Below are 19,664 nucleotides of genomic sequence, written 5' to 3' on the forward strand. Positions count from 1 at the left end.
AACACAGCGATGTAAAAATGTGCGATAATTATTTCTGAGGAATAGGGGCGACGGCCGAACCATCGGTTAGTTTGTCAAATCCACTGGTAATGACACGGTCGTTCTCCTTGAGACCTGAGTCTACGATATAATTGCCTTTGCTTTTGCCTGAAAGCTGAATATTACGGCGTTGTGCTTTATTGTTTTGATCCAATATATAGACAAAAGTTTTGTCCTGTAATTGATTGATAGCAATCTGAGGGATCTGTAGGACATCTTTTTTTACTTCTGCAATTTTTAGTGTGCCACTACTTCCCGAACGTAAAATATTGTCTTGGTTTTGGAAAGTTGCACGTAGAGAAATTGCCCCTGTGGTTCTGTTTATCTGCCCATTGACGGCATCGACAATCCCTTTTTTCGCATATTCTTCACCGTCGGCGAGAACCAGCGTTACCTGAGGAAATACCAGTTTTTGATTCTGGTTGTATTTCTTGCCCTCAATACTGTCTTTTTTCGCCTGTGCTTTTGAGAAGTAGAGGAAGTCGGATTCGTTCATGGAGAAATAAACATACACTTCTTGTATATCGGAGAGGTAGGTGAGAGGCTCTTTGTCGCCTTTGGAAACTAGATTCCCTATACGCTTAGGAATACGCCCGATATATCCGCTTACAGGTGCTGTAATGATCGTAAAGTCTTTACTGATCTGTGCGGAACGTACAGCGGCACTGGCCTGATCTAGGGTTGCCTTTGCTACTTGATAGTCAGATTTGGCTGATGCCAGTTTTACATCTGAAATAACGTCATTTTGAACCAACGGTTTCAGACGGTCGACTTCTAATTGCGCATTTTTAAGTTTGGCCCGCGCAACCTGTTCCGTGGCTACCATATTGTTTAAATTTTCTTGATAGGTAGAAGGATCTACTTTGAATAATTTTTGCCCTTTTTGTACAAAAGAACCTTCATCGACATAGATTTCTTGCAGTAGGCCTTCAACCTGGGGACGGACCTCCACATTCACTTTTCCCTCAATGGTACCTAGATAGTCCTTGATCGTGGTGGCATCAGATTTTACAACCGTATAAACGGGGAGGGCTACAGGTTTTTCATTGGTATTATTTTCTTTGGAAGAGCTTGAAGAACAACTTACCTGGGTGGCTAAGGCTGAACAAATCAATAAGGATACGCTGAAAATAGATAATGTTTTTTTCTTCACAATATTTGATTAAATTTTTGATATATGTGCTTTTGTAATGTTATTAATACAAGATATAACGCCAAATAGTTTAATTATTGTGTAAATTAACATTTGTTAACGTTTCAATTTGTAGTTAATAATCGCTCAATTAATAATCAAGTATTCTATGTATTAGTTTTAACTGTCTAGTTTTCAGGGGGCATTAGCTAGTCGGTACAATAGGTTTATTGAGCGAACCATAATCGGCCAAAATAGACAGGTTGTAGGCAGTCCGAACGGACTAGAAGGAGAGGGTGGAATAAAAAACTCCATCCAAAAAAATGAGCCCAATAATATATAGATATGCCCCAAATAGTTTCTAACTTTTTGGGGCATATCTCATATCGGACTCATCACTGTAACTAATTTTTTAACTTTATCCAACTTTTTATGTGAACTTCAATAACGGGTTCCTTATTGTATCAACCCCTTAAAATTTAAGGTGTTTTACAGTCAGTCCGTTATTGATAAGTTGTTTTAGGGCATCAATACCGATACTGATATGTTCTTCTACGTATTTCGCTGTTACCGTGACATCACTTACAGATGTTTTTACTCCTTCTGGGACCATCGGTTGATCGGAAACTAAAAGCAAAGCACCTGTCGGGATCTTGTTTGCAAAACCGACACTGAATATTGTGGCTGTTTCCATATCGACACACATGGCCCGAATCGACTTCAGATACTTTTTGAATGCTTTGTCATGCTCCCATACGCGTCTATTGGTGGTGTAGACTGTCCCCGTCCAATAGTCCCGTTGATGGTCACGGATTGTCGTGGAGATCGCTTTTTGCATAGCAAATGCAGGTAATGAAGGCACTTCGGGTGGAAAGTAATCATTTGATGTTCCCTCACCACGGATCGCCGCGATAGGGAGGATCAATTCTCCTACAGGAATCTTTTTCTTGATTCCTCCAGTTTTGCCCAAAAATAGCACGGCCTTAGGGGCAATGGCGGATAGCAGATCCATTATCGTTGCGGCCATCGGGCTACCCATTCCAAAATTGATAATGGTGATCCCTCCAGCGGTCACGGATTGCATAGGTTTGTCTTCCCCGTAGATAGGGGCATTGTCATGCATTTCCGAAAATAGATGAATATATTTTGAAAAATTTGTTAATAGGATATACTCCCCAAACTCTTCCAAAGGTCTCCCGGTATAACGTGGAAGCCAGTTGTTCACGATTTCCTCTTTGGTTTTTAAACCTGGTGTTATCGGACTATTTACAGTATTTTTTGTAGTTTTCTTTGTCATAGTCATTAAATTTTAATTTCACTAATCTCTTATCTGTCTGTCAACATTCCGTTATGGCTATGTTATTATTGTAATATAAGATTTTTAATTCTTTTTTTATTATGCTTTAGCTTGTTTTAAGCGCTTTTATCCATTAAATTCTTTCAATAAAATGTCGTTGGATAGCATTCATGAGATGAACCAGCATCAAGGGGAACCAGTTTAAACGCAAGGGGTAAAAAAAAATCCCGTTCAGCGAACGGGATTTTTTTTAAGCGACTTTAAGCTTTTTCAGATCGGATTTTTCGAATTTTTTCTTCGCATAATCCAAGGTGATTTCCAAACTTTTCTGTCCCGTTTGCTCTTTCGTTGACGGCATTTCAAACATGGCGTCCAGCATAATTGCTTCGCATATACTGCGTAAGCCCCTGGCCCCAAGTTTAAATTCGTCAGCTTTATCTACAATAAACGTGTATACTTCGGGATCAAATTTCAATTCGACGCCTTCATACTCAAATAATTTTTTGTATTGTTTGACCAATGCATTTTTTGGCTCAGTCAAAATACTCAACAAGGTTTCTTTATCCAGTGGATTTAAGTAGGTCAAGACCGGAAGACGTCCAATTAACTCTGGAATCAATCCAAAGTTTTTGAGATCCTGAGGTGTAATATACTTGTATAGATTGTTCAAGTCGATTTCCTCTTCGTCTTCATTCATCTTATAACCCACTGTCTGTGTGCGTAGACGGTTTGCAATTTTCTTTTGGATTCCATCGAATGCACCACCACAGATAAATAGGATGTTGCTGGTATTGACAGCGATCATTTTCTGGTCTGGATGTTTACGGCCACCTTGAGGTGGTACGTTGACAACTGTACCTTCTAAAATCTTTAATAGTGCCTGTTGTACACCTTCACCAGAGACATCTCTCGTGATAGAAGGGTTGTCGCTTTTGCGCGCGATTTTATCAATTTCATCAATATAGATGATACCACGTTCTGCTGAGGCAACATCATAATCTGCTGCTTGAAGCAGGCGTGTTAAAATGCTCTCCACGTCTTCTCCAACATAGCCGGCCTCGGTTAGTACCGTCGCATCAACGATACAGAAAGGAACGTTCAATATTTTGGCAACAGTTTTTGCTAACAATGTTTTACCGGTACCTGTCTCACCAACAATAATCAAATTGGATTTTTCGATCTCAATTTCATCTTTATCCACTTTTTGATTCAAACGTTTATAGTGATTATAGACAGCTACTGAGATTACTTTCTTCGCATCATCCTGTCCAATTACATACTGATCCAAGTGTGTTTTGATCTCTTGGGGGCGTATTAATTTTAATGCGGTCTGTAATGTCTTGCTTTTCCGTTGTTTTAATTCTTCTGCCAAGATTTCTCCTGCCTGTTGGATACATCTATCACAGATGTGCGCTCCATTTCCAGCAATGAGCATCTGAGCTTCATTTTTGCTTATTCCACAAAACGAACAATGAATGTCTCTATCGTTATTCTTCGCCATCGTTATTTAATAATCTCCTTCTTAGGAAGTAAAATCTCGTCAATCATACCGAATTCTTTGGCCTCATTGGCTTTCATCCAGTAGTCACGATCGGAAGATTTTTCTACCCACTCATAGGATTGTCCGGAGTGTTCTGAAATAATGGTATATAATTCTTCTTTTAATTTCATCATTTCACGTAAGTTGATTTCCATATCTGCCGCAACCCCTTGAGCGCCGCCAGATGGTTGGTGAATCATCACACGTGAGTGACGTAATGCAGCACGCTTGCCTTTTGCTCCTGCCACAAGAAGAACTGCACCCATAGATGCTGCTATTCCTGTACAGATAGTCGCTACGTCTGGTGTAATATATTGCATCGTATCGTAGATACCCAAACCTGCATAAACACTTCCTCCTGGGGAATTGATGTAAATCTGGATGTCACGTTGTGCATCTGTGGATTGTAAAAACAACAATTGTGCCTGGATAATATTTGCTACTTGGTCATCAATACCGCTTCCCAAGAATATAATACGATCCATCATCAAACGTGAAAACACATCCATCTGTGCAACATTTAACTGACGCTCCTCAACGATGTAAGGTGTGAGATTTGTCGGAATGCTAGTCTCTGTACGGGCAATGAAACTGTCAACATGTTGACTTCCAATACGGTGATGCTTTACTGCATATTTTCTGAATTCGTTTTTATCTATATTCATCTTTTTATTTTTTCTATTCTGTAGGACTAATATAAAACTATATTTTAAAAATCAAATAAATTGCAAAGATGTTTTACATCCACTTTACATTTTTTCGATACCGCCTCTTTCAGCAAAGAAAGGCATTTTTATAATAGGGCTTATGCTTTATCCGTTTCAAATAGAAGTCCTTAACCGATTTCGTTATAGTCGGGAAGTTCTTCTAAAAACTGATATGATTCGTTCTCAAAGTCAACTTTGCAATAATAATGATTTATGCCATTGCTCACCAACAAGTATGGAATCCGATGCACAGAATTGTAATTGGCGATCTGTTCGAATACTTTTTGTGTGATCTTGATGTGCGGTGCTTTGAATTCGGCCAAAACTACCTTCTGTCCCGCATTATTATAAATCAGTAAATCACTCCGTCGTTGGAGACTATTTAGTTTCAATCCACCCTCAATATTCATCAGTGCCTTTGGATAATTCTTGATCAATGCTAAATAGTTTATCCAATGTTGTCTGACCCATTCCTCTGGCGTTAATACCAGTTCTTTTTTTCGCAACTCATCAAAAATATAAACCGCATTATTCTTTTTGGATATTTTGGCTTTGAATGGAGGCAAATTGAGTGGTGTCGGTGAAAACATACACAAATATACTAAAATTTTAGCAAAAAAAGTACATCAAACGATTCTCTTAAGTGGTTTTTTTCGCTTTTAAAATTACTTCTTTTAATCAGTCGGTTAGATCTTTTTTATCGAAATAAATTGGATAATAAGTCGAATTCTAATCGCTGGGCTGCTACGGATTTGATAGTAAAATCGTAATTTCGCCTATATGAATATAAATCCGATCTTATCCGATATAAAGAACAGATCCTTTAAGCCTGTCTATCTACTACAAGGGGAGGAAAGCTATTTTATTGATACCATCGCAGACGCACTGGAATCTACTGTGCTCAATGATGCTCAAAAAGGCTTTGATCAATCAGTTTTTTACGGGAAGGATATTGATATCTCCACAGTAGTGAATGCGGCAAAACGATACCCGATGATGAGCGACCATCAGGTGATTATTGTAAAGGAAGCGCAGGAACTAAAGTGGAAATCGGACACGGAGGAGATGTTAACGAAATACCTCGAACATCTGACACCAACAACCATCTTGGTTTTTTGCTATAAACACGGGAAATTCGATAAGCGGAAAAAGATTTATAAGGTATTTGAAAAAGCCGGATTGGTTATCGATGCAGCTAAATTATATGATGATAAAGTTGCCCCCTGGATCGGTGGCTATCTAAAGGATGCCGGCTGGCGCATCCACCCACAGGCGGCGACACTGATCGCGGATTACCTTGGGAATGATCTGGCGAAAGTGTCCAATGAACTGGATAAACTGATGCTCAATGTACCCAAGAGTCAGGAGATCAGTATGGATGATGTCGAAAGTAACATCGGTATTTCAAAAGATTTCAATGTATTTGAGCTCAATACGGCTCTAGCAAAACGTAATGCCTTGAAGGCCTATCAGATCGTAGATTATTTTGTGGCAAATCCAAAGAATAACCCGCTGGTAATGGTGGTCGGACAGGTGGCCACTTATTTTACTAAAATACTAAAATATCATTACCTCATTGATAAATCCGTTGCTGCAAAAGAGTTGGGAGTGCATCCGTTTTTCCTCAAAGAGTACGAGTTGGCTGCCCGAAATTACAATCGGCGGAAAACTTTTGGTGTACTGAATGTCCTCAAAGAGACCGATCTGAAATCAAAGGGTGTCAACGTGCCTAGCAATTTCAATAGCGAGGAGATCCTAAAAGAAATGGTCTATAGGATCTTAAATTAGGTAATTGCAGTCTATCAAAGACTATTGTGCGTTCAAAAATGTCGCTATTCTTTGTGGAATTTTTGCCTGCAAGCCGCGTTTATTCATTAGTGCAATATAGGTGCGGTAATCTTTTTGGGCTTTTTTGTAAGAAGATTGGCCTTTTTTGAAAAATACATCACCGCGGTTTAAATAGGCAACCTCACGCTCAGGAAAACGTGCTATTACCTTATCCAAAAACACTTGTGCCGCATCCAGTTGATTCGCCTGCTCCAGAAAATAACCGATCTCATTAGCTGCAAGGACATTTTTGGCATGAATAGGATTTGCATTGTCAGGCTGATCCTCATCAAGACCGGCTTCCATAAAATACTGTGCAGTGTTCTCGTTAAAAACTTTAGGGAGCAAGAATAGACTGTTTTTAGGTATTTCTTTGAATGATCGGAGCAAAGCTGCATAATTGCCCGGTTGGTAAGTAAGACTAATGGCCTGATTGCTGATCACTGTAGAATCATAAGGAAGCCCCTCGGCGTAATAGTCATCCAAGTATACCTTGGTGTTTTTAGTATAGGTCCTATACTCTTTGCGACTTTCGCCTATATCACCTGAGCCAGATCTATGTATTTCTGCCAATTGCCAGCGTTTTGGAATTGGCCGATAGACAAAATAAAACCCCTCACTTTGACCAAAATCGTTCGTTCCCCATGAAATAGAGATGTACACAGTATCGCTACTGACACTTACATGGTAATCACGCATATTATTGCATGACTCGCAATAGAAAGCGTTATCATTATGAAAAGACAGCTGATAGTCGTTTCCCTTTCTGGCATAAAAAGCCAATCCGACTTTGGTGTAACCTGGGCCATCAAAGCTCTTATAAAATTCATGCTTGAAATTAAGGGTATCAGCTTTTCTGTAAGCAACAAAAACTCCTGCAGGTGTTTCGCTTGTGTTTATTCGGCTTAGTTGTACCGTATCTGTATTAAAATGTTTTGCGAAATTTTCGGCTGAAAGAGCATCTACTAATCGTATGTGTCTGGGTTGAGCTACCGAAAGCAGAGATAGGCCCATGAACAGGATAAAAAAATAAGCTTTTAATGGCATGCTTTTAAAGTTTAATATTGACTCAACTGCATACAATTGTTGTTCCAATCTTTTTTCAGAGCTGAATTGGCACCGAAAATAAAAACTATTCAAATTTGCATCAATCGTAAAAAAAACAAAAAATGTTTCGTAGTTAAATAACTACATGTATATTTGTAGTCAAGTAGCTACTTATTTAAGCCTTGCTAATTTTCAAGGTGATCACAACAAATAGCCAATCGTAAACTAAAACAAAATAATGATGAAAAAGAGGGATAAAATAATTTATTGGATTGCAACCGTATGGTTGTCCTTGGGGTTGGTATCTACCGCCATTATACAAATCTTTGGGATAAAAACTGAGGGAGCAGGAGGGGGGCAAAATGTAGATCATCTGGGTTACCCGGACTATATCCTCCCGCTATTGGGGCTCTGGAAAATATTAGCGGTAGTAGCACTGCTGTCACCAAAGAGACCCCTATTGAAAGAATGGGCTTATGCGGGTATTTTCTTCACAGTGACTGGTGCTTTATATTCACACATTGTTGTAGAGGATTCTGTTGGCCTCATAGCTCCGGCACTACTTTATCTGGTCCTTATTGCTGTGTCCTGGTATTTTAGGCCCAGTGAGAAGAAGTTTTTATACAACCATTAGTCTTATCCTTATCAGTCGCCTATACTGTTTGCCCGAACATTATAGGCGGCTGGGGATCGAACTTGTACTTTTTATAGTAATATTTTTCTGTCGCTTCACCCAATAGCGATATATAAACAAACCATAAATTCAGTAATGGTCTTTCCAGCAGCTTATTGACAGCGCATGTTTTCAGATAATTCGGATAATCCGCTTTCATTTTATAAGAGGATGAAACTTTTATATAGTAAGGTAGTCCCTTTCGTGCAGTTCCGATAATCTTTTTCTAACCCCTTTTCTAAGCTATGATTGACTCTATTCTATCTTTTGTGTACCCTTTTTCTTTCATACGATCTGTATTCTATTTGAAATAGCAATAAATGGGTGTTATTTTTTTTAATGTGTAATGTGTTGTAATATAGCTTATTAAATATTTTTTTGGCTGTCTGTATTCAGGTTTTGATGTATTTTTTTACATAAATTTAATAATTAAACATTTGTTTAAATTAAACGTTTGTTTAAATTTGCTCCGCATTTAACAAATGATGATTTTATCCTTCAAAACAGTGGGTATAATTATCTATAAAAAGATTGGGTTTTAAATGGAATTTAACGAGAAGCAAATAGATATCCTCCTTGCCGCGGAGCGACTCTTTGCAACAAAAGGGTTTGACGGGACTTCGGTGCGTGATATTGCGCAGGAGGCGAATGTCAATGTAGCCATGATCAACTATTATTTTGGATCGAAAGATAAGTTGCTGGATACCTTTTTTGAATGGCGTGTTCCAGATTTTATGATCAATGTGGATGAGCTCGCTTTGGTAGATAATGCCCTCGATAAAGTAGATGTGATGGTAGATAGGTATGTCAAATCGATGAGCTCTCATCGGAAGCTCTACCGGGTTATTGCAATAGAAAGTACCCTAAAACAGCGAATGTTGATATCAGAAGCGTTTAAAAAATTAAAGATTCATAATCTTGACGTAATAACTTCTATCATCAACAGTGGTATCGCAGAGGGGGTATTTAAAACAGGAAATGATCCCATATTAATTCATTCCATGATGATGGGGACTTTTATGAATTTTCAGATGAACCAGGTCTTTTTACAGGATCAACTGGGTATAGCCGATGATGATGGCTATGGGAAATATATTGAAACAACATTAACACAATTTATACAGAAAACAATTAAAGCTTTATTGACATATGAAAAATAAGTTGGCCAATTTAAGTGCTTTATTGCTTTTGAGTCCTCTGGGTTTGCTGGCACAAGACAACAAACACCTAAGCTTGGAAGAAATAATTCACATGGCTGCAAACCAAAGTGTGGAAGCGAAAACTGCCGATACCAAAGTGTTGGGAAGACAGCTAGAGGTCGAAAGTGCCAAATCGAAACAGCTTCCTGATGCAAAATTGAGCGGGCAATACATGGCGATGACTACACCTAATGTGAATCTGAAGTTGGCACTTGGCGAGGGTGGCTCGGCTCCGGATATTGCAGCAAATCAGCTGTGGCTGGGGCAGGCATCTGTCAGCATGCCTATTTATACCGGGGGTAGGATTAAAGGGGGAATAGCGATAGCAAAAGATGCGCTACAAGCCGAACAATGGAACGCCGTAGCAAGCAAAGAACAATTGGCTTCACGTGCGATAGCACTTTATCTGAATTTATATAAAGCGCAGCAAACCAATTTGTTGATCGCTGAAAATATTAAGCAGTCTGAGCAACGTGTTTCAGACTTTAAAGCGATGTTGGATAATGGGCTGATCGCAAGAAACGATCTCCTTAAAGCGGAATTGCAGCTGTCTAATTATCAGGTGTCGCTCCAAGAAGCGCAGAAGAACATTAAGGTGCTAAATTATCAATTGGCCAATTTGCTAAAAATTGCGGAGGATACACAATTGGATCAGATTAATCTGGCTGAGGTAACTGGAATTGATCTCGGATTGAAGGCTTCTTATGAAACTGCAAAAACTGAGCGTTCGGATCTAAAATCGTTGGCTTCTCAACGTAAGGTTGCCGAAGATCAATTGAAAGTTACCAAGTCTTCGACATTGCCAATGGTTTCGGCAACGGCAGGTTACAATGCTTTTGGTCTACAGAAGGTCGTTACGGTAACCAACGCGGCAATGGTAGGTGTTGGGGTATCTTATGATATTGGATCTTTGTATAAAAACAAAAGGGAGGTCAATGTCGTCAAAAATCGGATCAAGGAAATTGATGAAAATTTGGAACTGCTCAACGATCGGGTAAAGGTTCAGGTGCAACAGGCAAATGAAAACTACATGTTGGCCCAAAAACAGGATGTGGTGTACCACCAGGCGGTAGATCAAGCCGTTGAAAATTATCGCATCACGAAGGATAAATATGATAATGGTATTGCTGATACGGACGACTTATTGACCGCTGATGTACAACAGCTTCAGAGCAAAATAAATCTAGCGATAAGCAAGGCAAACACAATTGAAAAATACTATGACCTGCAATTGGCAAATGGGTCGTTAAACATTAAATAGCAATTAATCTAGACATGGAAAATACAGTTGAAAACGCACCTGAAAAAAAAGGTACAAATAAAAAATTCACAATTATTCTAGCCGCTTTGGTCATCTTTGGCGGGGCTTATGGTGGTTATAAATACTTGCATGGTCAAGCACATGAGACCACGGACGATGCGCAGGTTGAGAAAAATATGAGTCCGATCATCCCTCGGGTTGGTGGATTTATTTCCAAGGTTTATGTCAAAGACAACGATTTGGTGAAGAAAGGGGATACTTTGTTCACAATCGAAAGCCAAGATTATCAAGTTCGAGTAGATGAAGCTGCTGCTGCATTGGCTGCTGCGGAAAGTAGCTTTGATGTATCAAAAGCGGACGTTTCAGCATCATCTGCCAATGTAGCCATCTCTGACGCAACAATACAATCAAATTTAGGTAGCATTGATGCCGCACGTATCCGTGCGAAACAGGCGAATAACGATTACATTCGTTACCAAAATCTATATAACAATCAGTCGATTACAAAACAGCAATATGAGCAGGCTTTGACGACCAAGTTGGAAGCGGATAAACAAGTCGAAATCCTGCAACAACAACGTAATGCCAGTGCTTCTCAACGTAATGCAATCGTGAGTAAGACTACAGTAGCTTCGAAACAAACTTCTGTCGCTGAGGCAAATATAAAAAGAGCAAAAGCACAGTTGGAAGCTGCGAAATTGAACTTGTCTTATACCGCAGTATTGGCTTCGGTAGATGGTCAGGTATCCAATATCAAAGTGCAACCTGGGCAGATGATCAACCCTGGTCAGTCTTTATTTTACATTGTTGATAATATTGAAACTTGGGTGGTGGCAAATTTTAAAGAGACACAATTACAAAAAATGAAACCTGGCCAAAAGGTGGGTATTAAAGTGGATGCTTATCCAAATATCGAATTTGAAGGCGAAGTCAATTCATTTTCTCCAGCTACAGGTTCACGTTTCTCCTTGTTGCCTCCGGATAATGCGACGGGTAACTTTGTGAAGACGGTACAACGTCTGCCGGTAAAAATCAAATTGTCAAAAGATAATAAAGCTGAAAATGTGGCTTTGCTCAGACCGGGCATGAATGCTGACGTAGATGTGCATGTTCAATAACTATGGAAAATATAAATCAACAAGATAGTCTGGTTGAATATGGTTTTCGACGCGTAGTCATCACGATTACGGCTGTGCTCTGTGCCCTGCTGGAAATCGTGGATACGACGATTGTGAATGTGGCCTTAAACGATATGAAAGGTTCGTTGGGGGCAACATTGACAGACGTGGCTTGGGTTATTACGGCTTATGCCATTGCAAACGTAATCGTTATTCCGATGACCAGTTGGTTGTCCCAACAGTTTGGAAGACGTAATTACTTTGCGGCGTCAATTGTCATATTTACAATATCTTCATTTTTATGTGGTAACGCGACCAATATCTGGGAGCTTGTGGCATTTCGCTTTTTGCAGGGGATGGGTGGGGGAGCCTTATTGGTGACCGCACAGACCATTATCACCGAAAGTTACCCCAAAGAGAAACGGAGTATGGCGCAAGCGATTTACGGGATGGGGGTTATCATTGGACCAACTTTGGGTCCACCACTGGGTGGTTATATCATAGACAATTTCTCCTGGCCTTATATCTTTTATATCAATGTGCCTTTGGGAATTATTGCTACTTTGCTGACACTGTCCTTTGTACGTAGTCCTAAATATAGCCAGAAGCAATCGGCAAAAGAGGTGGATTGGTTCGGTATGATTTTTTTGATTATGTTTATCGGTTCACTCCAGTTTGTATTAGAACATGGTCAACAGGACGATTGGTTTGATGACCCGTTAATTTTAGGATTGTCGATTTTATCTATATTCGGATTGCTGTTCTTCATCTGGCGAGAATTGGTGTATGACAAACCTATCGTGAACCTGAGGGTATTGCGTGATAAAAACCTCCAGGTAGGGGTTGTGATGAGTTTTATCCTTGGATTTGGTTTATTTGGATCGACTTTTATTATTCCAATCTACACACAATCCATATTGGGATGGACCGCCACAGACGCAGGTTTACTACTGTTACCAAGTTCAATCATGACCGGAATCATGATGCCTTTTATTGGTAAAATGATCCAGAATGGTGTTCCGCAAAAATATATGGTTGCGGTTGGTTTGAGCATATTCTTTGGCTTTTGTTTTTGGATGTACAGCCTGATGACGAATGACACGGGATCTGAACATATGTTTTGGCCACTTATCCTTCGTGGTGTAGGTCTGGGCTTATTATTTGTGCCAGTAATGACATTGTCGTTATCGACGCTACATGGAAGATCCATCGGAGAGGGGGCGGCATTTACTGGTATGATGCGTCAGCTTGGCGGTTCATTTGGTATTGCGTTGATCACAACATTTATCGCGCGTGACTCTCAAAAGCATCGTGTTGATTTGGTTGCTAATCTGGATCCCAGTAAGTTTGAGGTACAGCAACGTGTGCAACAGTTGCAAATGAGTTTTCAGGCGAAAGGCTTTGCCCCAAATGAGGCCTTGGCCAAAGCTCACCAGATACTGGACATGACTGTCATGAAACAGGCTACGGTATTGTCGTACATGGATGTATTCCTGTATTTGGGTGTTGTATTTTTAATCTGTGTACCTTTTGTACTGATGATCAAACAAGGCAAAACCCAGGTGGATATGTCAAGTGTGCACTAGCGATCGTAAGGAATACGTTATTCTCGAATTTATATAATTTGATCAGCCCTCAGAAATTTTTTTTGAGGGCTTTTTTGTGGAAATACCTGTTTTTATTAGCTCTTATTTTTTTAATTAAGGTATCAACGTGATCGATATACCCGGATAATTGGCTAGCAAGAACCTTCAATCGATTTTCATAACTGTTGATGCTCGTGGGAGAATGCAGGTTTTTATAAACAGAAAGATATAAAAAGAAAACCTGATTCGGAATTGATTGTTAAATAATAAAAAAAATCTTTGGAATTTAGTTCCACAAGGTGGTCGATGCAAAGAAGTTATTATTTCAAAATAAGCAAGCATGGATACAGGAAGACTTAATTTTTTAGCTTTTATTATCCCTTTGTTTTTGGTGTTGATGCTGTTGGAGTATTGGTATAGTCTGAAGAAACAAAAGCGATATTATACGTTTGATGAATCTATCGCTAATCTCAATGTCGGTATCGTCGAACGCATGTGCGACATGTTTTCAGTTAGCCTATTCTACTTTTTCTTTGTGTGGATCTATCAAAAATTTGCAATCTTCCATATTGAAGCGAATCTTTGGACATGGATCCTACTTTTTCTATTCACAGATTTTTTGTGGTATTGGTATCATCGTTACAGTCATGAGATAAATCTGCTATGGGCAGCACATGTGGTTCATCATCAAAGTGAAGATTATAATTTTACCGTTGCAGCAAGGATCACTATTTTTCAGGCAGTATTTCGTTCCTTGTTCTGGGCCTTTATTCCACTTTTGGGTTTTCCACCTTTTATGATGACCACAATCTTATTGATTCACGGTGTGTACCCATTTTTTTCTCATACGCAAACGGTGGGTAGTTTGGGGATTCTTGAAAAAATTCTTGTCACCCCATCTCATCACCGTGTACATCATAGTAGCAATGAGATTTATTTGGACAAGAACTACGGTGATATTTTGATTATTTGGGATAAAATGTTTGGAACTTTTATTGATGAGAAGAAAGAAGAGCCCTGTGTCTATGGACTGACCAAACCTATTCATCGGTATACGTTCCTTTGGCAGCATTTTCATTATCTTTTTGAAATAGGGATGTCTTTTAATCGTGCGAAGGGATTTAGAAACAAGATTCGGACGATATTTGGCCGCCCCGATGATATACAACCTGAAATTAGGGACGAATTGGAACAGAAAATCTTTGCGGGAACCAAAGTTCAGGTACACGGAAAGAGATTGAGTCAATATATTTTTTTTCAATCGATGCTAACCATGGGACTTCTGTTTTTCTTTTTGCTTTATGGTAATTATCAAAATACTGTACAATTGCTTGTTGGTGGTCTTTTTATTCTGTGCAGTGTCATCTGTATTGGTGGATTGTTGGAACATGAGAAATGGGTCTTTCCACTCGAAATGTTACGTCTTTTTCTGTTGTTGCTATTTATAGCAATTACTTTCATTTCTTTTCCAGCGCTGTTTGTCCTCTCTGCATGCACGATAACTCAGTTGATCTTCTTTAAGCCAATAAAACATTACTACGAACGGATTCTTCATTTGTGAAAGAGCTAAGTTTGTCGTTTGATTGGTAGTTTTGGCAGAGTTCGACGAAGGTATGACAATAGCTTCTGGCCATGATATCCCAGCTGAAATCTGCACTGGTATTGTTCTTAAATTGCTGTCCAATATTTTGATAATAGTCGGGATTATCCAAAATGGATTGCAATTGCCCGATCCAGGCATTGGTATCCTGACTGTTGAGCAAAAGGCCGTTGTGATTATGTGTAATTGCACTCGTGATTCCTTCCAACTCGGAGGCTACGACAACAGTGCCTGCTGAAGATGCTTCAAGACAAACCAGACCGAAACCTTCCATATCTCCCGGTACGTGGATATTGGGCATCAGGAAAGCCTGCGCATTTGCAAGAAGATGCTGCAATTGGGCGAAGGGAACTTTCCCCAGGTGCTGGATTTTTTCAGGATAGGCTTTCAACAATCTCCGCATTTCTTGTTGATCAGTTGGATACCCCAAGAATAAGGTGGAGAGATTGTAGAGTTTAGCTGGTAAAAGATTGAGCACACGCTCTTTCAAGGTTGGTCTTTGATCAAACGGGCCTACCATCAGGAGCTTGAAATCGCCTTGAAGGGCAGGAATGACTTGCTGCATCAACCAGGAGAACCCTTTGCGTTTTACAGGCCTACCCAATGTGATAAAATAAGGCGGAGTTGGGGTATTCCCCTTTAATTGAAGATGCTCAGTTTCGGTGAAATCCCTGTGCTTATCTGGTATTAAAGCAGTGTTGGGAAGGGCAGGATCTACTCCATTTGGGATAACTGAGATCCTGGAAGAATCAATACCACGCGATTGAGCGGCTTCGGCGGTAGCCTGACTGACCGCAATAACCTGATCAAATGTATTGAAGCGGGGGATCACTTTACGTTGGAAGTAAGGAAATGGAAAAACAATATCAAGTCCATGAAGGGTGACAACTTTTTTTAGATGATCGTAGCCCTTGTGAAAAGATGCTAGAGCAGCAATTAATCCATCGTTAAAATGAAGAAGCCGAATACCCGGATTGTCTTTAATTTTGGACAGGATACGTTGATTTAGGCGAAGGAAGAATGTCAAAATGGATTCTTCGTTGTCATAAACGAGTGTATGAACCTTGAGATAGAGCGCAGCATTATTAATGAGTTCAAAGCTCTGTTTTTCCATCCCTCCAATCGCAGGTGGATATTTATGGCTGATAAACAAAATTTCTATTTCAGATGGTAACATGAACGGTTTTTCTTTTGATGCATAGATAAAATATAGCGCCAATAGCTGTCCAGAATACCTGGCGGCCACGACGCAGGAGAGAGACACTCAACCAGATACTTCCACCTGAAATTCCGATCATGCTAAGCAGTAGTTTGTTGGATATTTCCTCAACGCCCAATTGGCCGGGAATAAATGCGCCTGCACTCTTAAATAGGATGACGCTCATGTCTAAAATTAATCCGTGAATAACCCTGACATCGACAGCCAGAAATTTTAAGATCAGATAGAATTCCAGGCTACCAATTAGCCAATGTATCGCAAACAGCAGGTAGGAGTACCAAAATACTTTATTTTGTTGTTGATAGAAGTCTTTCGTATCCCAAAGTAATTTCTGGAGCTGATTTTTTGATTTCGATAAAAATGAAGTATCAGCAGGGTTATTTTTAGGAGGTTTTTTGGTGGAAACTAGCCAGTAGAATATTAAAACGACGAATAGCAGCAAGACTATGCATACGACATAGATAGCATGGCCCGTATACTGCATTACCTCGTTTTTTAAGGGCGAAAGCATCAGCCAGATCATGGCCAGTAAGAAAATGCTTAACTGGGAAAGTATGGCTGTAATGCGTGAGATGGCGACAGAGCGGAGTCCGTGCTGTAAAGGGATGTCATAGCGGGTTATCAGCTCGGCTTTCAGTAAATCGCCTGCAATAATACTGGTGGGATTAAAGAGTCCAACAGTTTCGCCAATTTGACGCACGGCAAAAAGTTCGAAAATATTGATCTTTTTTTTTGAAGGGCCTAGACAAACCCACCAGGCTAGCGTTCCAAAAAGATAGGCAACTAAAGTCGTAAATACGATAAAAATAAAGCGGTAGCCAATCGTTGACAGCTCTTTTTTCAACGCCGAAAGATCACTGTGGATTACAAAAATTACCATAGATGTCAAGATCACAAGTAAAAAGACAGCTTTGATCAGTTGACGGGATGTTGTTAATTTGCCCATGCGAGGTCCGCGTCTTGCGTTTTGCCAGCAAGTAATTCAATGTCATCAAAGTACTGTTGGGATAGTCGTGTCCAATCTAATTGGCCTGCATAGGAAAGTCCGGCGTTAATCAGATTTTTTCTTAGCACTTTGTCAGAGAGAATTTTCTTTAAATAATAGACATATCCAGCTGCATTTTCAGGCTGACATTTAAACCCGGATACTCCATGTTGAATAAGCGATGCTGAACCGCCACCATCAGCAATCACACATGGAAGCCCCGATGCCAATGCTTCGACGACAACGTTGCCATAGGTTTCTGAAACTGAAGGAAAAACAAATACATCTGCTGATGCATACAGCACCGCAAGTTCCTGATGTGTCTTTTTTCCCAGAAAAATAGCATTAGGCATTTCTTGCATTGCCGTTACTTTGGCCGTTCCTTCTCCGACAACTATAAAATTGTAGCCCAGTTGTTGGGTTTGTATCTGCTGATAGATGTCAATTAGGGTTTTGATATTTTTTTCCCAAACGATCCGACTAACGAATAATACCGTTGGTTTGTTATTTTTAGTCAGTTGTTGAATATAACTGCTATTCTTTTTTTGGGGTGTAAATAATTGCGTATCAATGCCCCTTTGCCAGAGTTTTAAGCCGTCCTGTTCAAGTCCAATCTGTTGGAGCTCGGTTAGGATAGATTTGGTGGGAACATAGACAATATCACATTTGTTATAAAAATTGTTCATTGCCCGTTTCATCCATTGTTCGGTGGGTTTGACCAGAGGTAGGATATTTTTGAAATAGTAGGCGATATAGGATATAAAATGTGTGTGGTAGATCGTTAATACAGGTATATTTCTACGTTTGGCATAATTTAACGCAAAAAAACCGAGAAGAGAGGGGGTCGCGATATGAATGATATCCGGTGCGAATTCATCCAAAGCCAGTTCGAGCTTTTTTTTGATGAGCTGCGGAATAGCCAGACAATAATCATCATTGACCGGTATTTTAAATGTAGGCACTTTGTAAGAATGAAAGTCCCGGAATTGTGTGGGACCACCACCATAAATAAAGAAATACTTAAAATTCTGTTGATCAATACGGTTTATCAGCTGAAACATTGTGCGAGATGCACCGTCGAAATCCTCAACGAGTATTTCTGTAAAGAAGGCTACCTTTCTCATTTTATTCTTATTAGGGGTTTCATAAAAGTATTCGAAAAGGATAACTCAAAAGCTATTTTGATATTAATATTTTATCATCAAAGTGTTTATAAATTGTTTATTATTAATAATTTGTAAATAATTTTTATAAGTAAAATTAATTTAAGAATATAGTTAAGCTAATCTTGGTGCTTTACTTTTGAAATGAACAAATTATTCCGTCCATGTTGTTAGATTTATTGTTCGAAAGGAAAACTAGACTTAAAGGTCTTCGTAAAGTTCTTATTTTATCTGTTTGTGCTTCTGCAGGCATCATGTTAGGATTCAAATTGAAGCCTAAACAAGTTAGACCAATGAATATGGTGTATGTCGATATGCCTGATGTCAGCGAAGGAAAGCTTAATTTATTAACTTATAATATTGCAGGTCTTCCAGAGTTAATTTCAAGCGCTGTAACGGAAAGAGCTCCGAGTATTACTTCCATTGGCGAGCTGGTAAATCCTTTTGATATAGTGAATGTGCAAGAGGATTTCAACTACAATAAATTTTTGTACAGTAAGAATAGACATAGCTATCGAACGGAAAATATGGGTGGTGTACCTTTTGGTGACGGATTGAGTACGTTGTCGAAATATCCGATACAAGACTTTGAGCGGGTAAGGTGGGACGCTTGTAATGGAGCGGATTGTTTGACTCCTAAAGGTTTTTCATATGCACGCATTCAATTGGCAAAAGAAGTTTTTATTGATGTTTACAATGTACATGCAACAGCCCAGGATGATCCCGATGCGGCAATAGCACGTCAGAAAAACTTGAATCAATTGAAAAACTATATTCAAAAGATCTCCGCAGGACAGCCTTTGTTAATCATGGGAGATTTTAATGCTCATTATGCGTACGCATTGGATAATATCGTTTCCTTTCAAGGAGAATTAGGCTTGGTAGATGCATGGGTGAATTTGAAAAATAGTGGTAAGATACCTCAGAGCAAGCAAAACTTTGTTGCCATGGCCGCATTAGAGTTAACAGATGACTGTGAGGGCATTGATAAGATCTATTATCGTAATAATGATCAGATGGTATTTGAAGCAAAGAACTATCAGGTTCAAAAGAAACTTTTTCAAAATAGGGCGGGACAGGACCTGTCTGACCATTGCGCGGTATCGCTACAATTGGGGTGGCATCTGATAAAACCTTCAGTTCAATAGACTTTCTCAATTCTTTCATATCAATCGCGATTAGCACTGAGTCCCCTTCAGTGCTTTTTTGTGTTTTGGCATTTTAGACTGTCCAAGGGGGATGTATAAATAAAAAGCCCCATAAAATGAATT

At 39.4% G+C, this 19,664-nt stretch carries 17 protein-coding genes; 8 read left to right on the top strand and 9 right to left on the bottom strand.

Going from position 1 to position 19,664, the window contains the following annotated elements:
* Positions 1-28: 28 nt before the first annotated feature.
* The 5 genes from LC454_RS02640 to LC454_RS02660 all read right to left on the bottom strand — a co-directional run bounded on the left by LC454_RS02640 (position 29) and on the right by LC454_RS02660 (position 5,305).
* On the bottom strand, positions 29-1,192 hold the full coding sequence (locus LC454_RS02640; RefSeq protein ID WP_223578929.1) for an efflux RND transporter periplasmic adaptor subunit: 1,164 nt from the start codon (positions 1,190-1,192) through the stop codon (positions 29-31).
* 451 nt (positions 1,193-1,643) lie between these two features.
* Positions 1,644-2,468, bottom strand: a complete 825-nt coding sequence (locus LC454_RS02645) for an AMP nucleosidase (RefSeq protein WP_223578932.1) — start codon at positions 2,466-2,468, stop codon at positions 1,644-1,646.
* Positions 2,469-2,718: 250 nt separating this feature from the next.
* Positions 2,719-3,969 (bottom strand): ATP-dependent Clp protease ATP-binding subunit ClpX, encoded by a 1,251-nt coding sequence (gene clpX, locus LC454_RS02650; RefSeq protein ID WP_077435192.1) that lies wholly within the window; start codon positions 3,967-3,969, stop codon positions 2,719-2,721.
* 2 nt (positions 3,970-3,971) lie between these two features.
* The gene (gene clpP, locus LC454_RS02655) at positions 3,972-4,673 is read right to left on the bottom strand and encodes an ATP-dependent Clp endopeptidase proteolytic subunit ClpP (RefSeq protein ID WP_223578934.1); all 702 of its coding nucleotides are present in this window, start codon (positions 4,671-4,673) and stop codon (positions 3,972-3,974) included.
* A 170-nt stretch (positions 4,674-4,843) separates the two neighbouring features.
* Positions 4,844-5,305 carry a type I restriction enzyme HsdR N-terminal domain-containing protein gene (locus tag LC454_RS02660; RefSeq protein ID WP_223578936.1) on the bottom strand — a complete coding sequence of 154 codons (462 nt, stop codon included), beginning with the start codon at positions 5,303-5,305 and terminating at the stop codon, positions 4,844-4,846.
* Positions 5,306-5,495: 190 nt separating this feature from the next.
* Here LC454_RS02660 and holA point away from each other — a divergent pair, with 190 nt between their 5' ends.
* Positions 5,496-6,503, top strand: coding sequence for a DNA polymerase III subunit delta (gene holA, locus LC454_RS02665; RefSeq protein ID WP_223578949.1), 1,008 nt, complete (start codon positions 5,496-5,498; stop codon positions 6,501-6,503).
* A 21-nt stretch (positions 6,504-6,524) separates the two neighbouring features.
* On the opposite strand, the gene LC454_RS02670 is transcribed toward holA, so the two are convergent.
* Positions 6,525-7,589, bottom strand: a complete 1,065-nt coding sequence (locus LC454_RS02670; protein WP_223578952.1) for a tetratricopeptide repeat protein — start codon at positions 7,587-7,589, stop codon at positions 6,525-6,527.
* A gap of 238 nt (positions 7,590-7,827) precedes the next feature.
* On the opposite strand from LC454_RS02670, the gene LC454_RS02675 reads away from it, so the two are divergent.
* The 6 genes from LC454_RS02675 (at position 7,828) to LC454_RS02700 (ending at position 14,987) form a co-directional block, all read left to right on the top strand.
* On the top strand, positions 7,828-8,223 hold the full coding sequence (locus LC454_RS02675) for a DoxX family protein (RefSeq protein ID WP_223578954.1): 396 nt from the start codon (positions 7,828-7,830) through the stop codon (positions 8,221-8,223).
* Between the two features lie 581 nt (positions 8,224-8,804).
* Positions 8,805-9,422 (top strand): TetR/AcrR family transcriptional regulator, encoded by a 618-nt coding sequence (locus tag LC454_RS02680; RefSeq protein WP_223578957.1) that lies wholly within the window; start codon positions 8,805-8,807, stop codon positions 9,420-9,422.
* Positions 9,412-10,722 (top strand): TolC family protein, encoded by a 1,311-nt coding sequence (locus tag LC454_RS02685; RefSeq protein WP_223578960.1) that lies wholly within the window; start codon positions 9,412-9,414, stop codon positions 10,720-10,722. Before LC454_RS02680 ends, LC454_RS02685 begins: the two co-directional genes overlap by 11 nt.
* Before the next feature lie 14 nt (positions 10,723-10,736).
* Entirely contained in the window at positions 10,737-11,840 is a 1,104-nt protein-coding gene (locus LC454_RS02690; protein WP_223578963.1) for an HlyD family secretion protein, read from the top strand.
* Positions 11,841-11,842: 2 nt separating this feature from the next.
* Positions 11,843-13,426 (top strand): MDR family MFS transporter, encoded by a 1,584-nt coding sequence (locus tag LC454_RS02695; RefSeq protein ID WP_223578966.1) that lies wholly within the window; start codon positions 11,843-11,845, stop codon positions 13,424-13,426.
* 340 nt (positions 13,427-13,766) lie between these two features.
* Entirely contained in the window at positions 13,767-14,987 is a 1,221-nt protein-coding gene (locus LC454_RS02700; protein ID WP_223578969.1) for a sterol desaturase family protein, read from the top strand.
* Here the strand turns inward: LC454_RS02700 and LC454_RS02705 are convergent.
* The 3 genes from LC454_RS02705 to LC454_RS02715 are packed head-to-tail and all read right to left on the bottom strand — an operon-like array spanning position 14,944 to position 18,354.
* Positions 14,944-16,203, bottom strand: coding sequence for a glycosyltransferase family 4 protein (locus tag LC454_RS02705; protein ID WP_223578972.1), 1,260 nt, complete (start codon positions 16,201-16,203; stop codon positions 14,944-14,946). The genes LC454_RS02700 and LC454_RS02705 overlap by 44 nt on opposite strands.
* Positions 16,190-17,191 carry a lysylphosphatidylglycerol synthase transmembrane domain-containing protein gene (locus tag LC454_RS02710; RefSeq protein WP_223578975.1) on the bottom strand — a complete coding sequence of 334 codons (1,002 nt, stop codon included), beginning with the start codon at positions 17,189-17,191 and terminating at the stop codon, positions 16,190-16,192. The genes LC454_RS02705 and LC454_RS02710 overlap by 14 nt, the downstream gene beginning before the upstream one ends.
* Entirely contained in the window at positions 17,179-18,354 is a 1,176-nt protein-coding gene (locus tag LC454_RS02715) for a glycosyltransferase family 4 protein (protein ID WP_223578977.1), read from the bottom strand. Before LC454_RS02715 ends, LC454_RS02710 begins: the two co-directional genes overlap by 13 nt.
* A gap of 332 nt (positions 18,355-18,686) precedes the next feature.
* Here LC454_RS02715 and LC454_RS02720 point away from each other — a divergent pair, with 332 nt between their 5' ends.
* On the top strand, positions 18,687-19,541 hold the full coding sequence (locus tag LC454_RS02720) for an endonuclease/exonuclease/phosphatase family protein (RefSeq protein ID WP_223578994.1): 855 nt from the start codon (positions 18,687-18,689) through the stop codon (positions 19,539-19,541).
* The last annotated feature ends 123 nt before the right edge of the window (positions 19,542-19,664 follow it).

It is taken from the genome of Sphingobacterium sp. GVS05A (genome assembly GCF_019969845.1).
In the GTDB taxonomy this organism is placed as follows: Bacteria; Bacteroidota; Bacteroidia; order Sphingobacteriales; family Sphingobacteriaceae; genus Sphingobacterium.

Bases quoted from the DNA above. Each gene is read 5' to 3' on its own strand.
- LC454_RS02645 (WP_223578932.1), bottom strand. From the start codon at position 2,468: ATGACAAAGAAAACTACAAAAAATACTGTAAATAGTCCGATAACACCA.
- holA (WP_223578949.1), top strand. From the start codon at position 5,496: ATGAATATAAATCCGATCTTATCCGATATAAAGAACAGATCCTTTAAG.
- LC454_RS02685 (WP_223578960.1), top strand. From the start codon at position 9,412: ATGAAAAATAAGTTGGCCAATTTAAGTGCTTTATTGCTTTTGAGTCCT.
- LC454_RS02710 (WP_223578975.1), bottom strand. From the start codon at position 17,191: ATGGGCAAATTAACAACATCCCGTCAACTGATCAAAGCTGTCTTTTTA.
- clpP (WP_223578934.1), bottom strand. From the start codon at position 4,673: ATGAATATAGATAAAAACGAATTCAGAAAATATGCAGTAAAGCATCAC.
- LC454_RS02670 (WP_223578952.1), bottom strand. From the start codon at position 7,589: ATGCCATTAAAAGCTTATTTTTTTATCCTGTTCATGGGCCTATCTCTG.
- clpX (WP_077435192.1), bottom strand. From the start codon at position 3,969: ATGGCGAAGAATAACGATAGAGACATTCATTGTTCGTTTTGTGGAATA.
- LC454_RS02695 (WP_223578966.1), top strand. From the start codon at position 11,843: ATGGAAAATATAAATCAACAAGATAGTCTGGTTGAATATGGTTTTCGA.
- LC454_RS02660 (WP_223578936.1), bottom strand. From the start codon at position 5,305: ATGTTTTCACCGACACCACTCAATTTGCCTCCATTCAAAGCCAAAATA.
- LC454_RS02705 (WP_223578972.1), bottom strand. From the start codon at position 16,203: ATGTTACCATCTGAAATAGAAATTTTGTTTATCAGCCATAAATATCCA.
- LC454_RS02680 (WP_223578957.1), top strand. From the start codon at position 8,805: ATGGAATTTAACGAGAAGCAAATAGATATCCTCCTTGCCGCGGAGCGA.
- LC454_RS02715 (WP_223578977.1), bottom strand. From the start codon at position 18,354: ATGAGAAAGGTAGCCTTCTTTACAGAAATACTCGTTGAGGATTTCGAC.
- LC454_RS02700 (WP_223578969.1), top strand. From the start codon at position 13,767: ATGGATACAGGAAGACTTAATTTTTTAGCTTTTATTATCCCTTTGTTT.
- LC454_RS02720 (WP_223578994.1), top strand. From the start codon at position 18,687: ATGAATATGGTGTATGTCGATATGCCTGATGTCAGCGAAGGAAAGCTT.
- LC454_RS02690 (WP_223578963.1), top strand. From the start codon at position 10,737: ATGGAAAATACAGTTGAAAACGCACCTGAAAAAAAAGGTACAAATAAA.
- LC454_RS02675 (WP_223578954.1), top strand. From the start codon at position 7,828: ATGATGAAAAAGAGGGATAAAATAATTTATTGGATTGCAACCGTATGG.